Source organism: Nonomuraea composti (assembly GCF_012034275.1).
Lineage (GTDB): Bacteria > Actinomycetota > Actinomycetes > Streptosporangiales > Streptosporangiaceae > Nonomuraea > Nonomuraea composti.
The window spans coordinates 119,379-133,697 of the sequence record NZ_JAATEP010000003.1 but is presented as its reverse complement, the minus strand read 5'-3'; the positions used below and the strand labels follow the sequence as shown (position 1 = coordinate 133,697).

12 protein-coding genes and 1 pseudogene are annotated in these 14,319 nt (G+C 70.5%); 4 read left to right on the top strand and 9 right to left on the bottom strand.

Annotated elements, in window-relative coordinates; genetic code table 11:
• Nucleotides 1-18 precede the first annotated feature (18 nt).
• The gene (locus tag HCN51_RS06010) at nucleotides 19-984 is read right to left on the bottom strand and encodes an alpha/beta hydrolase (RefSeq protein WP_168007649.1); all 966 of its coding nucleotides are present in this window, start codon (nucleotides 982-984) and stop codon (nucleotides 19-21) included.
• Nucleotides 985-1,020: 36 nt separating this feature from the next.
• On the opposite strand from HCN51_RS06010, the gene HCN51_RS06005 reads away from it, so the two are divergent.
• Complete coding sequence (locus HCN51_RS06005) at nucleotides 1,021-1,950, top strand: aldo/keto reductase (protein ID WP_168007647.1); 930 nt, start codon at nucleotides 1,021-1,023, stop codon at nucleotides 1,948-1,950.
• A gap of 231 nt (nucleotides 1,951-2,181) precedes the next feature.
• Here HCN51_RS06005 and HCN51_RS06000 read toward each other — a convergent pair.
• Nucleotides 2,182-2,514 (bottom strand): annotated as a pseudogene (locus HCN51_RS06000) (STAS domain-containing protein); the annotation flags it as partial.
• A 173-nt stretch (nucleotides 2,515-2,687) separates the two neighbouring features.
• Here HCN51_RS06000 and HCN51_RS05995 point away from each other — a divergent pair.
• Nucleotides 2,688-3,122, top strand: coding sequence for a helix-turn-helix domain-containing protein (locus HCN51_RS05995; RefSeq protein ID WP_168007643.1), 435 nt, complete (start codon nucleotides 2,688-2,690; stop codon nucleotides 3,120-3,122).
• 387 nt (nucleotides 3,123-3,509) lie between these two features.
• Here the strand turns inward: HCN51_RS05995 and HCN51_RS05990 are convergent, their stop codons facing one another.
• Both HCN51_RS05990 and HCN51_RS05985 read right to left on the bottom strand, forming a co-directional pair.
• Nucleotides 3,510-5,024, bottom strand: coding sequence for an MFS transporter (locus HCN51_RS05990; protein ID WP_168007640.1), 1,515 nt, complete (start codon nucleotides 5,022-5,024; stop codon nucleotides 3,510-3,512).
• A complete protein-coding gene (locus HCN51_RS05985; protein WP_168007638.1) occupies nucleotides 5,021-5,596 on the bottom strand; it encodes a TetR/AcrR family transcriptional regulator in 576 nt (191 codons plus the stop codon). The genes HCN51_RS05990 and HCN51_RS05985 overlap by 4 nt, the downstream gene beginning before the upstream one ends.
• 170 nt (nucleotides 5,597-5,766) lie before the next feature.
• On the opposite strand from HCN51_RS05985, the gene HCN51_RS05980 reads away from it, so the two are divergent.
• Nucleotides 5,767-6,525 carry a TetR family transcriptional regulator gene (locus tag HCN51_RS05980; RefSeq protein ID WP_240972504.1) on the top strand — a complete coding sequence of 253 codons (759 nt, stop codon included), beginning with the start codon at nucleotides 5,767-5,769 and terminating at the stop codon, nucleotides 6,523-6,525.
• Here the strand turns inward: HCN51_RS05980 and HCN51_RS59055 are convergent.
• The 3 genes from HCN51_RS59055 to HCN51_RS05960 form a co-directional block, all read right to left on the bottom strand.
• Complete coding sequence (locus HCN51_RS59055) at nucleotides 6,463-8,322, bottom strand: wax ester/triacylglycerol synthase domain-containing protein (protein ID WP_240972502.1); 1,860 nt, start codon at nucleotides 8,320-8,322, stop codon at nucleotides 6,463-6,465. The two genes, HCN51_RS05980 and HCN51_RS59055, sit on opposite strands and share 63 nt — an antisense overlap.
• 142 nt (nucleotides 8,323-8,464) lie before the next feature.
• Nucleotides 8,465-9,511 (bottom strand): sulfite oxidase, encoded by a 1,047-nt coding sequence (locus tag HCN51_RS05965; protein ID WP_168007636.1) that lies wholly within the window; start codon nucleotides 9,509-9,511, stop codon nucleotides 8,465-8,467.
• A 283-nt stretch (nucleotides 9,512-9,794) separates the two neighbouring features.
• Nucleotides 9,795-10,532: a hypothetical protein gene (locus HCN51_RS05960; RefSeq protein ID WP_168007634.1), complete on the bottom strand. Its 738-nt coding sequence runs from the start codon at nucleotides 10,530-10,532 to the stop codon at nucleotides 9,795-9,797.
• Nucleotides 10,533-11,118: 586 nt separating this feature from the next.
• On the opposite strand from HCN51_RS05960, the gene HCN51_RS05955 reads away from it, so the two are divergent.
• Nucleotides 11,119-11,454: an SH3 domain-containing protein gene (locus HCN51_RS05955; protein WP_168007632.1), complete on the top strand. Its 336-nt coding sequence runs from the start codon at nucleotides 11,119-11,121 to the stop codon at nucleotides 11,452-11,454.
• On the opposite strand, the gene polX is transcribed toward HCN51_RS05955, so the two are convergent.
• Entirely contained in the window at nucleotides 11,455-13,134 is a 1,680-nt protein-coding gene (polX, locus tag HCN51_RS05950; protein ID WP_168007630.1) for a DNA polymerase/3'-5' exonuclease PolX, read from the bottom strand. It lies immediately after the preceding gene.
• Between the two features lie 133 nt (nucleotides 13,135-13,267).
• Nucleotides 13,268-14,236 (bottom strand): aldo/keto reductase, encoded by a 969-nt coding sequence (locus HCN51_RS05945; protein ID WP_168007628.1) that lies wholly within the window; start codon nucleotides 14,234-14,236, stop codon nucleotides 13,268-13,270.
• Between the last annotated feature and the right edge of the window lie 83 nt (nucleotides 14,237-14,319).

Here is a 14,319-nt window from a genome sequence, read left to right as displayed (position 1 = left end):
GGCTTCCGGTTGGGGGCGTCACCTGACTGGTTTCGCCCCGATCGCGGACATCAGCAGGGGGAAGGCCCGGTGCAGCTCCCGCTGCCAAGACGTGTGGTTGTGCCCGCCCCGGTAGAAATGGGTGCGTACCGGGATGCCCAGCTCGTCCAGCCGGCCCGCGAACGCCCTGGCCGCCCGGTTCGCCAAATCCTCCACCAGGTCGCCCTCCCCGGCGGCCACGTACAGCCGGACACCCTTGAGCTCGTCGGCGAGGTCGTAGGGATTGTGCGCGCGCCAGACCTCCCGCTGCTCCTCCGGATCGCCCCAGATGCGCTTCCAATCGGTGCCGAAACAGCCGAGCGCGGTGCCCGCCATCACCGCCTGCGGCACCCCCGGGCCCAGGATGTGCAGCGCGCCGCTGAACGAGGCCGCCGCCTCGAAGTGCCCCTTGGCCGCGTACAGCATGGCGCCCTGCCCGCCCATCGAGTAGCCCGCGATCGCCTGCCGCCCGCCCGCCCGGTAGCGCGCCTCCAGCAGCGGCCGCAGCTCCTTCAGGTGGTAGGTCTCCCAGCGCGGCGGGCCGCCCGCGCCGCCGTTCCACCAGTCGGAGTAGCTGCCGCACTTGCCGCCGTCCGGCATCACGACCAGCACGCCCGTGTCGCGGGTGAGCGCCTCCACGTCGGTCTTGGCCGTCCACGAGGTCTCGTCGTCGAGCCCGCCGTGCAGCAGCCACAACACCGGCCAGCCGGTACGGGACTCCCAGCCGCGCGGCAGCAGCAGGCGCACCTTCGTGGTCGCGTCGAGCGCCCGCGACCTGATCGTCAGCTCCATCCTGCGCTCGTCCAGCCGCCGCTCGGCCACGATTTCGGTCGCGGAGGGCGAGGGTCGCGGACGGGGCGTTTCCTGGCCGCCGGGGCGCAGCACGATCATCACCGCCAGGGCCGCCAGACACAGACCAGCGGCGATCACCGCGCCGACCAGGCATCCGAGTAACCGGGGCCGCATCGCAGTCTCCTTGTTGGATGTGCGGATAATAGCGGGATGAGATCAATAGGCACCACGGACCTGTCCGTGTTCCCGATAGCGCTCGGCACCAACGTCTTCGGCTGGACGGCCGACAAGGAGACGTCGTTCGCGATCCTCGACGCCTACGTCGACGGCGGCGGCAACTTCCTCGACACCGCCGACGTCTACCCGTACTGGGCCACGGGGGAGTCCACGTCCGAGACGATCATCGGCGAGTGGCTGGCCTCGCGGCGCAACCGCGACTCGATCGTGCTCGCCACCAAGGTCGGCATGCTGGAAGGGCTCCAGGGGCTCGCGCCCGCCACGATCAGGACCGCGGTCGAAGACTCGCTGCGGCGGCTGCGTACCGACTACATCGACCTCTACTGGGCGCACGTGGACGACCACGACACGCCGCTGGTGGAGTCGCTGGCCGCGTTCGACGCGCTCATCCAGGAGGGCAAGGTCCGCCACATCGGGGCGTCCAACTACTCCGCGCCGCGCCTGACCGAAGCGCTCAAGACCTCCGACAGCGAAGGGCTGGCCAGGTACGTCGCGCTGCAGCAGCCGTACAACCTGGTGGAGCGCGACTACGAGGGCGAGCTGCGCGACGTCGTCGCGCGCGAAGGGCTGTCCAGCGTGCCCTACTTCGGGCTGGCGCGCGGATTCCTGACCGGCAAGTACGCGCCCGGCGCGCACGTGGACAGCCCGCGCGCAGGAAAGGCGGCCGAATACCTCGACACGCCCCACGGGCCGCGCACCGTGGAGGCGCTGAGCCGGCTGGCGGAGGAGCGGGGGGTCGCGGCCGCGTCGGTGGCGCTGGCCTGGCTCGCCGCCCAGCCGACGGTCACGGCGCCGATCTCCAGCGCGCGCGACCTGGCGCAGCTGGGGCCGCTGATGGAGGCGGCGGCGCTTTCCCTGAGCGCCGAGGAACTGGCCGTCCTCGACACCGCCTCCCGCCCCTGACGGCGCTTTCTCGCCCGGCCCCTTGCCACGCGTGCGGCTCGCCACGCGTGCGGCTTGCTGTGCGTGCGGCGTCGAGGGGCCATAGGGGCGGCCATGAGAGGCGACCATGGGCGGCTATGGGGGCCGCGGGGGGTGGCCCCTGGGACATCACGCCAGGCTGTTGCTCCCGCACCACTCGGCGACGCTGCCCGCCGCGCCCTCCACGACCTGCTTCCAGTGCGGATCGGCCGTGATCGCGTCCTGGACGGAGGAGTGGGAGGCGAACACGGCGGTCAGGCCGGTGATCTTGAAGATGCGCGAGATGCGGTCCGTCGTCATGACGAGCGAGAGCGTGCCGTCCTGCGTACGCAGCCGCTTGAGACCGCCGACGAGCACGCCGAGCCCCGTGGAGTCGAGGAACTGCACCGCGCTCAGGTCGGCGATGACGTGCACGGTGCCCTTGGCCGCCAGATCGATGATCTGCTCACGCAGCTTGGGCGCGGTGAACACGTCGACCTCGCCGGCGACCTTGAGCACGGCGCAGTCGCCGACCGGTCCGACCACCTCAATGACGATGTCCTGCATTTCGCGCCTCACCATCGCTCATGTCATCGACTACATTGACGGGGAACTCTCTGCATTTACACAGTACTGCGACGCTCACAGTCCGTCAATGGCTGACTGTCGGTGTCATCCTGCACAATGACAACTGGGCTGGAGAGGTGCAGGATACGGGGAGAAGCTGGAGAGGTGTGGGGATGCGGGTAGAAGAAGCCATCGGGCGGCAGATCGCCCGGCTGCGCGCCGAACGCCGGATGTCGCTGACCGAGCTCGGCGAAGCCCTCGGCCGCTACCTCGACCGACCATGGAGCCGCCAGGCCGTCCACCAGGCCGAACGCGGCCAACGCTCCTTCACCGCAGCGGAGCTGACCGCCCTCGCCCTCGTCCTCGACACGTCCGTCCCGGTGCTGTTCCGCGCCGAGGAAGACCGCATCGAACTCCCCGGCGGCGCCGTCTCCCCGGAGGACTACCGCGGAATCCTCCTGAACAGGGAGCCGGACATGCCGCTCGACGGGGTGGAGGAGCTCATCGTCGCCCTGCACGACATAGGCGAGGTCCTGGCCCGCCCGGCCCTGGCCCGCCTGGCCCGCATCGGCCGCGTCGCCGACCAGGTCGCCGGCCCCGACCGCTAACCCCACCCACCCCTTCCTCCGCTACGGCGCCCTCGCCCACGCGTTTCCCCACCCCGCTCGCCACGTCGTGCGCATCCTCGGCCCGCCCATCGCGCGCCCTCGCCCGCGTGCCCACCGGCCACGCTCCCGCCTGCTCGCTTCCTCCCGCGCTTGCCGGCTTCCACCGCGTTTTGCAGCCCAGGCGCCGCACCCGCTTCGCGCCGCCGCGTCCGCTCCGCGTACCCCTCCGCAGCTCGACCGGCCCCGCGCCTCTGCCGCGCACGCGAGTTCGGCGCCGCCCGCCACGCCCGGCGCGACTCCGGCTCGCCCGCTGCGACCCGTGCGACCCATGCGCCGCCCGCCCCGCGGCCTGTGCCACTCGCCGGCCCCGGCGGGCCCGCGTCCAGGTCAGTGGTGGTCGGCGGCGGACAGGTCGAGGTTGCGGGGGGTGAGCCACCACACCACCAGGGCCCCCACCCCCAGCAGCAGCGCCGCGACCCCGCTGGTCAGGATGAGGGAGTTGGTGAACGCCTCGGTGGCCTGCTCGGCGAGCCGCCCGCCCGCCGCCCCCATCTCCTTGGCGACGTCGAGCGCCCCGCCCAGCGACTCCCGTACGACGCCGGCTCCAGGCCCCGAGTACGTCACCTCGCTCCGGTAGGCGGCGGCCGCGACGCTTCCGAGGACGGCCACCCCGAGCGCTCCGCCCAGCTCGTAGCTGGTCTCCTCGATGGCGGCCGCGCTGCCCGACTTCACCGGTGGCGAGCCGGACATGATGGTGGCCGAGGCGATGGCGAGCGACCCGTTCCCCAGGCCGACGAGGGTGAGGGCGACCGCGACGGTCCAGTACCCGAGCGTGCCCGGCACGACGAACAGCAGCAGGAACGCCACCCCGGTCAGGGCCAGCCCGCCGGCGAGCACCGTACGGGCTCCGATGCGGGCGGCCAGCGACGGCGCCAGCGGTGAGGCGATGACGGCGGCCAGCGCGGCGGGCAGCAGCCGGACGCCGGCCTCCAGCGGCCCGTACCCTTGGACGAGCTGCATCCACTGCGCGAGCAGCAGCAATACGGACGCCATCGCGATCGACGTGATCAGCGCCGTCACGACGCCGGCGGAGAAGGGCGCGCTGCGGAAGAGCCGGAGCTCCAGCAGCGGATCGGGCCTGCGCAGGCACCGCACCGCGAACCAGCCCAGCGCCACCACCGCCACCACGCTCGCCACGAGGGCGCCGGGGGAGGTGAGGCCGTACTTGCCGAAGTTCTTGATCGCGTAGACGAGGGCGACCATGCCGGCCATGGACAGCAGTGTGGCCAGGGCGTCCCAGCGTCCGGGCCTGGGGTTCTTGGACTCGGGCAGCAGGAACAGGCCGAACCCGATGGCGAGGACCATGACGGGCACGTTCACGAGGAACGCGGCGTGCCAGCTGAAGTGCTCCAGCAGCACCCCGGCCACGAGCGGCCCCAGTGCGGCGCCGACGGCGGCCATGGCCGACCACACGCCGAGGGCTTTGGCGCGTTCGGCGGGGTCGGTGAACAGGTTCCGGATCATGGACAGCGTGGACGGCATGATCATGGCGCCGCCGACGCCGAGCAGCGCCCGTACCGCGATCACCTCCAGCGGGCTGTCGGCCGCCAGCACGGCCGTCGACGCCAGCCCGAACACCGCGAACCCCGTCATCAGCATCCGCTTGCGGCCCCACCGGTCGCCGAGCGCGCTCACGGTGACGAGCAGCCCGGACAGGACCAGCGCGTACGCGTCCACCATCCACAGCAGCTCGATCGACTCCGGCCGCAGGTCCGCCGAGATGGCGGGCAGGGCGACGTTCAGGACGGTCATGTCCATGACGACGAGCAGCACACTGGCCGACAGCACCGCCAGGCCCGCCCATCGCCTCCTCGCCGGGACGGTCGGCGTGGTGATCGTCATGCTCGCTCCTCCTCGGGTGCGGCGCCGTGCAGGAACGTGTCGAGCAGCAGCCTCGCCACGTCCCGGCGGGCGACGTCGCCGTGGCGCAGACTCTCCCGCACGGCCACGAGCAGCCCGAACACGGTGTTGCTGATCCAGCGGGCGGGCAGGTCGGCCCGCAGCAGGCCGGCGCGCTGGGCGGCGGCGTAGAAGACGACCTCGCGCTCCTCCAGTTCGTCGGCGCGCCGCTTCAGCTCGGGGTGGGTGGCGAGGCGGTCGTCGGTCAGGCCGAACCCGTACTCGTCGGCCACCTCGATCAGGCCCTCCAGCAGCGCTTTCAAGGCCCGCTCCAGCGCCGCCCGGTCCTGTGACGCGGTGGCGGCGACCATGCCGCTGCTCGTCTGCAGGTCCTCCCACTGGTCGTGGGCACGGTGGGCGAGGGCCAGCATCAGGTCGTCGCGGCTGCTGAAGTGCCGGTGCAGGGTGGCCCTGCTGATCCCCACCGCCTCGGCGAGCTGGGCCATGGACGCGGCCGGGCTCTCGTTGAGGTGCTGGATCGCGGCCTTCATGATCTGGTCACGTGTCGCTGCCATGGTAGACACCTACGTATTGTTTGAGACGTTTTCGTCTCACATGCTACATCGCCGACTCGGACGAATGAGGTCCAGGAGGGTGCGGCGAGAGGGCCGAGCAGGGCTCGGCACCGGCCTCTCTGCCGCGAGATGGCGATCGGGCGCAGGTGGGGTTATGGTGCGGAGCTGTGATGAGCGGTGACGCGCACACGCGCAACCTGAACGACGCGCACCCCGGCATCCTGAACGACAGGCGCACGCGCATCCTGAACGACCGGCACCCGGACATCCCGGACAACGGGTGCACGCGCCTCCTGAACGACGGGCACCCCGACATCCCGGACAACAGGCGCACACACATCCCGCACGATGGGCACCCGGACATCCCGGACGACGGGCACACAGGCATCCTGAACGACGTGCGTACCCGCATCCTGGACGCGGCCGAGGAGCTCTTCGCGGGCGGCGGTTACGCGGCCACCCCGACCACCCTCATCGCCAAACTCGCGAAGGTCCCCGGCGACCTGATCTCCCAGTACTTCCCGCGCAAGATCGACGTACTGGTCGCCCTCGTGGACGAGCGCACGCACGTCGAGGAGAACGACCAGGTCGACGCCGTGCCCGGCGACCCGGCGGGCACGCTGTCCAGGCTCGCGCGCGTCCTGCCCCTGCGCGCCTCGCCGGCGATGCGGCGCATCCTGTTCCGGGAGGCCGACACGCACAGCTCCGTCAAGGAACGCCTCGGACGCCTCAACGGCGAGCTGGTCAGACGCGCGCGGTTCGCCCTTGGCCTGGCCCTGCCCGGCGCGCGCGGCGACGCGGCCCGGCTGGAGGTGGCGGCCGCCACGTTCGCGGCCATCCTCATCTACCAGGAGAACCTCTGCCAGCTAACCGGCCACCAGATCGACCCCGACGCCGTCGCGGAACTCATCGCCCACTCGCTCGTCTAGCAACTCATCGAGCGCCGTACGCAGGTGCACCAGCAGGCCCCACACATCGTCCACCCGCTCCGGGCAGGCCACGATGCCGAAGTCGAGCATGCCGTCGTACGAGAAGCAGGTGATGTTCAGGCCGCCGCTCAGGTCGGTCAGCACCGACAGCGGGTAGTACGACAGGATCCGCCCGCCACACAGGTACAGAGGGAACTGCGGGCCCGGCACGTTGCTGATGATCAGGTTGATCGGCGGGAACGTCATGCCCGCCAACCGGAAGATCGCCGGCGTGGCGAGGCTCGTGACCGGCGTCGGCAGGATCGAGCACAGCTCGCTCAACCACGTCGCCGGAGCCACCGCGAAGCGCCGCTTGGCCCGGCCCATGGCGGCGCCCACCTCCCGCAGACGCTCCTTCGGATCGGACAGGTGCGTCGGCATGGGCGCCACCATCGCCGAGATCTGGTTCCCCACCAGGTCCTTCGCCTGTGCCTTACGCACCGCCACCGGCACCCCCACGACCAGCGGCGCCTCCGGCAACGCGTCCCGCTCGCACAACCACGAACGCAGGGCCGACGTGCACAGGGTCATCACCACGTCGTTCACGCTGACGCCGTTGGCCTTGGCGACCTTCTTGACGTCCTTGAGCGACACCGAGCCGAACGAAAGGTGACGGCGAGCGCTGATGGGGCCGTTGAACGGCGTGCGGGGGGCGGCGAGACTGGGCAGCTCGGGCCGCCGCTGCCCATCACGCCCCACCATCCGCGCCGCCCTGGCCACCAGCCTCGCCCCCGGCAGCCCGCCCACCACCGGAATCACATCCAGATCCCCCGCCGCCCTGACCACCGCCCGAACGGCCCGGACGGGCTGGGTAGCGCTCCGCAACACGGCCCCGGCCAACATGCCAACCAGACCAGGAGCCTCATCGCCCACACCGCTGTCCACCTGCCCGATGTCGTTAGGACTAGCGTCGATCGGACTCACTTCGTCCGGATTGGCGTCGTTCGGGCTGGCGCCGTTCAGGCGGGCGCCGTTCGGGCTTGTGTCGTTCAGGCTCGCGTCGTCCGGGTGGGCATCGTGCAGGCCCGTGCCGCCGTCCGGACGAGCGTCGTGGGCCGCTTGCCTGGACCCACTGGAACCCGCCTGAGCCGACCCGTCGCGGCCCCCACGCACGGCGACACCGGCACAAGCACCTCCCTCACGCACCGCCTCACTTCCGCCATCAGTTGCCCCGCCGTCGCCGCCACTCGCCGGCCCGCTCTCACCGTCGCTTGCCTTACCACCGCTGATCGCTTCGGCGCCTTTGCTTACCGTCGTGGAGTGGCGGCTGGAGGTCAGGTGGCCGTGCGGGGTCAGGTCGAGCAGTGTGGCGAGGGTTTCCGCGCCTGAGATGCCGTCGATCGCGGCGTGGTGCACCTTCGTGTAGACGGCCACCAACCCGTCGTTCAGCCCGTGGATGAGGTGCATCTCCCACAGCGGGTGCGCGCGGTCGAGCCGGCGGGCGTGGAGCTGGGCGACGGTGTCGGCGAGCTGCCAGTGGTCGCCCGGCTCGGGCAGGGTCGTCTCGAAGAGGTGATGGTCGAGGTCGAAGTCGGGGTCGGCGGCCCAGTAAGGGTGGTCGAGGCGGAGCGGCACCTCCGCCAGGCGCAGGCTGAGCGCGGGGGACAGGTGGATCCGGTCGAGGAGGAGCTCCGCCAGCGCGCTCCTGGTGACCGCTCCGTCCGCCGGGTCGAGGATCGCCAGGCCCGCCACGTGTGCGGCGGTCGTCGGCGTCTCGACGTTGAGGAACTGGGCGTCGAGTGCGGTCAGCTGGCGCATCGGCTCTCCTTTTCCCTGAGATGGACAGCATCACATGAAGGGATTTCCGGAAGGTTTCCTGGCGAGTCTTCCAGATGAATTCGAGTGCGCCGTACGCGGGATAAAGGAATGCTCCAGCTCAGCCCGGATCCGTGACAATTTCCTATCCATTGACGACGTGAATGGGGTGTTGGACGACGGCGTCGAAGTGGTATCCGAACGGGTGGCGCGGCGTGGTGAGCGGTTGCGTGGCGCCCGTCTCGTCGGTGGCGCGCGCCATGAGCAGGCGGGTGCCCGTGCGTCGTGGAGCCCACGCGACGTGCCAAGGCAACCAGGCCTTGACCAGGTGCTGGCCATGATGCTCGGCCGTCCGCCAGGTCAGCCCGCCGTCGAAGCTGACCTCCACCCGCACGATCCTGCCCCGCCCCGACCATGATCGGCCGTGCAGGATGTGCGGGCCCGCGACGGGCAGCCGTGCATTCCAGGCAAGCTCGAACGCGCTCTTCACCGGCTGCGTCGTGACGTCCGGGTAAAAGACCGTGTTCCACGGCGTGAAGAGCGGTTCAGTGGAAACTTCTATGTCACCGAGCCATTTGATGGACGCTATTCCCACCCATCCCGGCACCACCAGCCGTGCCGGAAATCCGTGATCGGGTGGGAGCGGGACTCCGTTCATCTCGTACGCGACGAGCACGTCGTCCATGGCCTTGCCGACGGGGAGCGGCCGGCGTACGTGCCCGTGGTCCTCGAACGGCGCGTCGAGCCCGACGGGCAGCACGTCCACCGCCTCCGGTCGTACCCCTGCCTGGTCGAGCAGGTACCTGAGTGGCACCCCGCGCCACCGCGCCACCCCGATCGCGCCCAGCCCCCACTGCGTGCCGGGGGCGCCGTCGTGCTGCTGCGTCCGGTAGAAGCGCCGGCCGTTGCCCGCGCACTCGATCGCCACGTCGTAGGTGCGCGACGGCATGGCGCGCAACTCCTCGTAGCTGAACGCGCGCGGACATCGCACGCCCGCCCCATGGATGCCCAGCCGCCAGGTGGTGACGTCGATGAGCGGGGTGAAGGTGTGGTTGCGGACGAAGAACCGGTCGTTCGGGGTGTGGTAGCCGAGACCCGCCATGGCTTCCCAGCGCATCTCGGCGCTGTTGCCGTGCACCTTGAACAGGTGGTCGGGCAGGGGCTTCACGATCGCCGCGGTGGCTTGCTTCATGGAGCATCACCTCTTAATACCTATTTCCTACCAGGAAACCATTTAATCTCCTCGTGCTGTCTCCGCGCGCCCTTCATTGCCAAAATGTGTCCCAGCGCTGGGGGAACGTTCCACCCGGCGCCACTCCTGGTCCCCTACCCGAGCCCCGACCCACCCCAACCCCCAGACGCGGCCTACGGGGACAGGCGCGGGTTTTTGGTGGGGGCGGAGAAGGTGACGGCCTGCAGGGTCGGGCGCAACCTGGGCGAGTGCGGCTCTTGCGGTGTCCGTGCTGGAGAAGGGGTCACGCAGGGCTTACCAGACTTGCGAACGGGGCGCCGGTGTTGAGGTGCTCGATCAAGGAGAGGAGGCCCGTGCGGTCTCCGTTGGCGTGTAACCAGCGGGATACCTGGCAGGCGGACTTGGCGTAGGTGTTCGCGTCCTTGCTCGCCGTGCTCAGCCACTCGTCCAGGGTTGCCGGGAGTGGGCCCGATGGGGAGGCGAGGCAGCGGTCTTCGGTCGTCTTGGGGGCCAGGTAGCGGGGGTCGTCGGAGACCACGACCGCCAGGCCCTCGTCGAACCACTGGGGAATCTCCGCGCCGGACGTGAGCCTGGTGTGCAGCTCTACGTGGGACATCTCGTGAGAGGCGATCACCGGGTCGAGACCCCTCGGGGACAGCATCACCGCCCGGTTGAGCACCGCGATGCCGCGCTCCTTGCCGCCTCCGATCCGCTCGTAGCAACCTTCCGTGACGCAGACGAGCAGCGTGGGGGTGCTCGTCTGGCTGCCGTAGAAGGCGGTGATGCGGGTGCGGGCCTCCGCGATCGTCTGCTTCACCCGCGCCTGCTGTGCTTCCGACAGGCCGTCTTCCGTGTAGACGGAATCTTCCAGCTCGGCCAGGCCGTAGCAGCCGGGGCAGGTGGTCGCGGCCAGTGAGGGATAGGCCAGGGCTACTCCGGCGAGGGCGGCGACGAGCAGGGCGGCCAGTATCGCCAGCACGCGCGCCAGCAGCGTGCGGGGCTTCTTTCGCGCGGAGTGCATCCTCCGGGGTTCTCCTTCTGGTGGGGTGGGGCGGGTGGTGAGGACAGTTTCTCGCAATCCTGGGATCGGCACATCGGACCAGGGTTTGTCATTCTCTGGGTGGATGCACCCCTGAGGGAGGCGGCTCCTGGCGGGCGCCGGCTCCTGCGGAGGACGATCCCGGGAGACGGACTGCGGAGGACGATCCCGGGAGACGGACTCTGGTGGCGCAGGATCAGGGGAAGGCAGTGATTGGCGCCGCCACGAGCGTGGCGAGGGGGCGAAGCGTGGGCGGGCCCGTGGCGTTGGGCGAGGCGAGCGCGCGGCGGCAAGCGGCAAGAGGCGGTGGGCGGGGCGCGGGCACTGGCGGCGGCGTGGCGCTGCGAGCGGCCGGGGCGAGGAGCGGGCGCGTGGCGGAGGCGAGGTGGTGGCGCGGGGCCCGCCGTGTGGTGAGGCGGCCGTGTGGCGAGGCAGGAGCGCGGGAGGGGCGAGCGAGGAGCTTAGGTGGGCTTCAAGAGGTGCTCAAAACATCCGTATATATGGCGTTAAGTCCGCATTGGAGAGAAGGGGAGGGGTGGAGACCTGTCTCGTCGAAAGGGGACGGTTCATGGGAGTCGCCGGACGCCTTCTCGCGGGTGCCGCGCCAGGCATTCTCCTCGGTGTCGCGCTCGCCGTCATCCCCCCGGCCTCGGCCGGCGCCGACTCGGTCAGTCGCTCGCCGACCTGCCGGTACGTCAACCAGACCCGCGACCCGGCCCCCGTGAGGCTCGGGCCGGGCAAGAAGTATCGGAAGGCGGCCGAGCTGCCTCCGTCCGGCGAGCCGGTCAAGGCCACCTGTGCGGCCAGAGGGCGGGGGCCGGAGCACTGGGTGCGGATCAAGGACGGCGAGCAGAAGGGGCGCTGGGTGTGGCGGAATCGGCTGCAGGCCTGGAACGGGGGGTGATCACCGGCCCAGGAAGGCCAGCAGGCGCTCCAGCGGCCACGTGTTGATGACGTCGTCGGAGGTGAGCCAGGCCCGCTGGGCGATGCCGACGCCGAAGCGCTGGTGCGCCAGGTGGGGGATCGCGTGGGAGTCGCTGTCGATCGAGAACTTGACCCCGTGGTGCTTGGCCAGGCGCACCAGGTCGGACGGCAGGTCGGAGCGGTCGGGGTAGGAGTCGATCTCCATGGCCGTGCCGGTGCGGGCGGCGGCGCGGAAGACGGCGTCCCAGTCGGCGTCGACGGGCTCGCGCTTGCCGATCTTGCGGGTGGTGGGGTGGCCGATGATGTCGACGTACGGGTTTTCGCAGGCGGCGATGAAGCGGCGGGTCATCTCGTCGCGTGACAGGGTGAAGTGCGAGTGGACCGACGCCACGCACACGTCGAACTCCCGCAGGATCTCCGCGGGCCAGTCGACGGAGCCGTCGGGGGCGATGTTGAGCTCGGAGCCGTGCAGGATGCGCATGTCGGGATATTTCGCTTGCAGCTCGGCGACGCGGCCCCGCTGCTCCAGCGCCTTGTCGAGGGTCATGCGCTGCATCGCCAGGTCGGGGGCGTGATCGGTGACCGCGTAGTAGGCGTAGCCGCGGGCGTGACCGGCCGCCACCATGTCCTCCAGGGAGGCGATGCCGTCGGTCAGGTCGGTGTGGGTGTGCAGGTCGCCCTTCAGATCGGCCAGCTCCACGAGGACGGGCAGCTCGCCGGCGAGCGCCGCCTTCACCTCGCCGCCGTCCTCGCGCATCGGCGGCGGTACGTACTGCATGCCGAGCGCGTCGTAGATGTCCTCCTCGGACTCGGCGGCGATCACCCGCTCGCCCTCGAACAGGCCGTACTCCGACAGCTTCCAGCCCTTCTTGACCGCCATCTCCCGGATGGCGACGTTGTGCTCCTTGGAGCCCGTGAAGTACTGCATGGCCGCGCCCCACGAGCCGGCCGGCACCACGCGCAGGTCCACCTGGATGCCGGACGTCGTGCGGATCGAGGTCTTCTTGTCGCCGGCGGCGATGACGTCGGCGACGTACGGCTGGGCGCGGAAGTCCTCCATGATGGAGTCGGGGGCCACGGCCAGGATGTCGATGTCGCCGATCGTGTCGCGCATGCGGCGCAGCGAGCCGGCGTACGCGATGCGCTCGGCCTTCAGCGACGCCATCACCTGCTCGGCCAGCGACATCGCGCCGCCGATGTGCACCCGGCGGCCCGACTGCTCCAGCTGCTCGATGCCCTTGAGCAGGTTGGCCAGCGTCTTGGGGCCGAGGCCCTTGACGCCGTCGAGGCGGCCCGAGGTGATCGCCTCGCTCAGCGCGGTGGTGGAGTCGATGCCGAAGTCCTCGAACAGCATGATCGCGGTCTTGGGGCCCAGGGACGGCACCCTGGTCAGCCGGCGCACGCCGTCGGGGACGCGGCCCCGCAGGTCGTCGAGCTGGCGGAAACTCCCGCGCTGCAGGAACTCCTCCATCTTCTTGGCGATCGCCTCGCCGACCCCGGGCACGGAGCGTACGTCGACGACCGAGATGTCCTCGGGGAACCCGGCGATCGCCTTGGCCGCCTTCTGGTAGCTGCGCACCCGGAAGGCGTCGCCGCCGGACAGCGCGAACAGCTCCGCGTATTCCTGCAGCGCCGCCGCCGCTTCCTCGTTTGCCCGCATGACCCATACCTTAGGGGGCCGCTCCGACAATCCTGCCCACGCGGTGGCGCCCCCCGGCGACGCGGGTCAGGGCCGGGGAGCCCGGGTGAGCCGGCCCGCTCGGAAGAAGCCGGCCCCGTTCGGAAGAAGAGCGTCAGAAGCGGACCTCGCGCGGACGGTAGGGCTCCTCCAGGAAGGCCACCTCCTCCGCCGACAGCCTCACCGAAACCGCCGCCACCGCGTCGTCCACGTGCCGCGATTTCGTGGCCCCCACGATCGGCGCCGTGATCTCGCTGCGATGCAGCACCCACGCCAGCGCCACCTGCGCGGCCGGCAGCCCGCGGTCGGCGGCCACCTGGGCGACCCGGTCGATGATGAGCTTGTCGTTCTCGGGGTCGTACAGGTAGTCGATGCGTTCGTCGGAGCCGGTGCGGGCGGTGGTGGCGGTGGAGCCGGCCCTGGCGAGCACGCCGCGCGCCAGCGGGCTCCAGGGGATGACGCCGACGCCCTGGTCGGCGCAGAGCGGCAGCATCTCGCGCTCCTCCTCGCGGTAGAGGAGGTTGTAGTGGTTCTGCATGGAGACGAACTTCGTCCACCCGCGGGACTCGGCGACGTGCTGCGCCTTGGCGAACTGCCAGGCCCACATGCTGGACGCGCCGATGTAGCGGGCCTTGCCGGCCCTGACGACGTCGTGCAGCGCCTCCATGGTCTCCTCGATGGGCGTCTCGTCGTCCCAGCGGTGGATCTGGTAGAGGTCGACGTAGTCGGTGCCGAGGCGGGTGAGGGAGGCGTCGACGGCGTCCATGATGTGCTTGCGCGACAGGCCGCGGTCGTTGCGGCCCTTGCCCATCGGGAAGAACACCTTCGTGGCCAGGACGTAGTCCTCGCGCCTGGGGAAGATCGCGCGCAGCGCGGCGCCGGTCACGACCTCGCTGGCGCCGGCGCTGTAGACGTCGGCGGTGTCGAAGAACGTCACGCCGGCGTCGGCGGCCCGGCGGATGAGGGGCTCCGCCTCGTCCTGCGCGAGCGCCCACTGCTGCTTGGCGGGGTCGCCGTAGCTCATCATGCCCAGGCACAGCCGCGAGACCTTCAAACCCGAGTTACCCAGTCGCGTGTACTCCATGAAGCTCACCATATGACCAGATATCTCGTGGTTGACCAGGAGGGTGGCGAGGAAGTCAGGGCTGTCCAAAAGCGGAAATGACC

Bases quoted from the DNA above. Each gene is read 5' to 3' on its own strand.
- HCN51_RS05955 (WP_168007632.1), top strand. From the start codon at position 11,119: ATGGGAGTCGCCGGACGCCTTCTCGCGGGTGCCGCGCCAGGCATTCTC.
- HCN51_RS06010 (WP_168007649.1), bottom strand. From the start codon at position 984: ATGCGGCCCCGGTTACTCGGATGCCTGGTCGGCGCGGTGATCGCCGCT.
- HCN51_RS05945 (WP_168007628.1), bottom strand. From the start codon at position 14,236: ATGGAGTACACGCGACTGGGTAACTCGGGTTTGAAGGTCTCGCGGCTG.
- HCN51_RS05990 (WP_168007640.1), bottom strand. From the start codon at position 5,024: ATGACGATCACCACGCCGACCGTCCCGGCGAGGAGGCGATGGGCGGGC.
- HCN51_RS05995 (WP_168007643.1), top strand. From the start codon at position 2,688: ATGCGGGTAGAAGAAGCCATCGGGCGGCAGATCGCCCGGCTGCGCGCC.
- HCN51_RS05985 (WP_168007638.1), bottom strand. From the start codon at position 5,596: ATGGCAGCGACACGTGACCAGATCATGAAGGCCGCGATCCAGCACCTC.
- HCN51_RS05965 (WP_168007636.1), bottom strand. From the start codon at position 9,511: ATGAAGCAAGCCACCGCGGCGATCGTGAAGCCCCTGCCCGACCACCTG.
- polX (WP_168007630.1), bottom strand. From the start codon at position 13,134: ATGCGGGCAAACGAGGAAGCGGCGGCGGCGCTGCAGGAATACGCGGAG.
- HCN51_RS05960 (WP_168007634.1), bottom strand. From the start codon at position 10,532: ATGCACTCCGCGCGAAAGAAGCCCCGCACGCTGCTGGCGCGCGTGCTG.
- HCN51_RS06005 (WP_168007647.1), top strand. From the start codon at position 1,021: ATGAGATCAATAGGCACCACGGACCTGTCCGTGTTCCCGATAGCGCTC.
- HCN51_RS59055 (WP_240972502.1), bottom strand. From the start codon at position 8,322: ATGCGCCAGCTGACCGCACTCGACGCCCAGTTCCTCAACGTCGAGACG.
- HCN51_RS05980 (WP_240972504.1), top strand. From the start codon at position 5,767: ATGAGCGGTGACGCGCACACGCGCAACCTGAACGACGCGCACCCCGGC.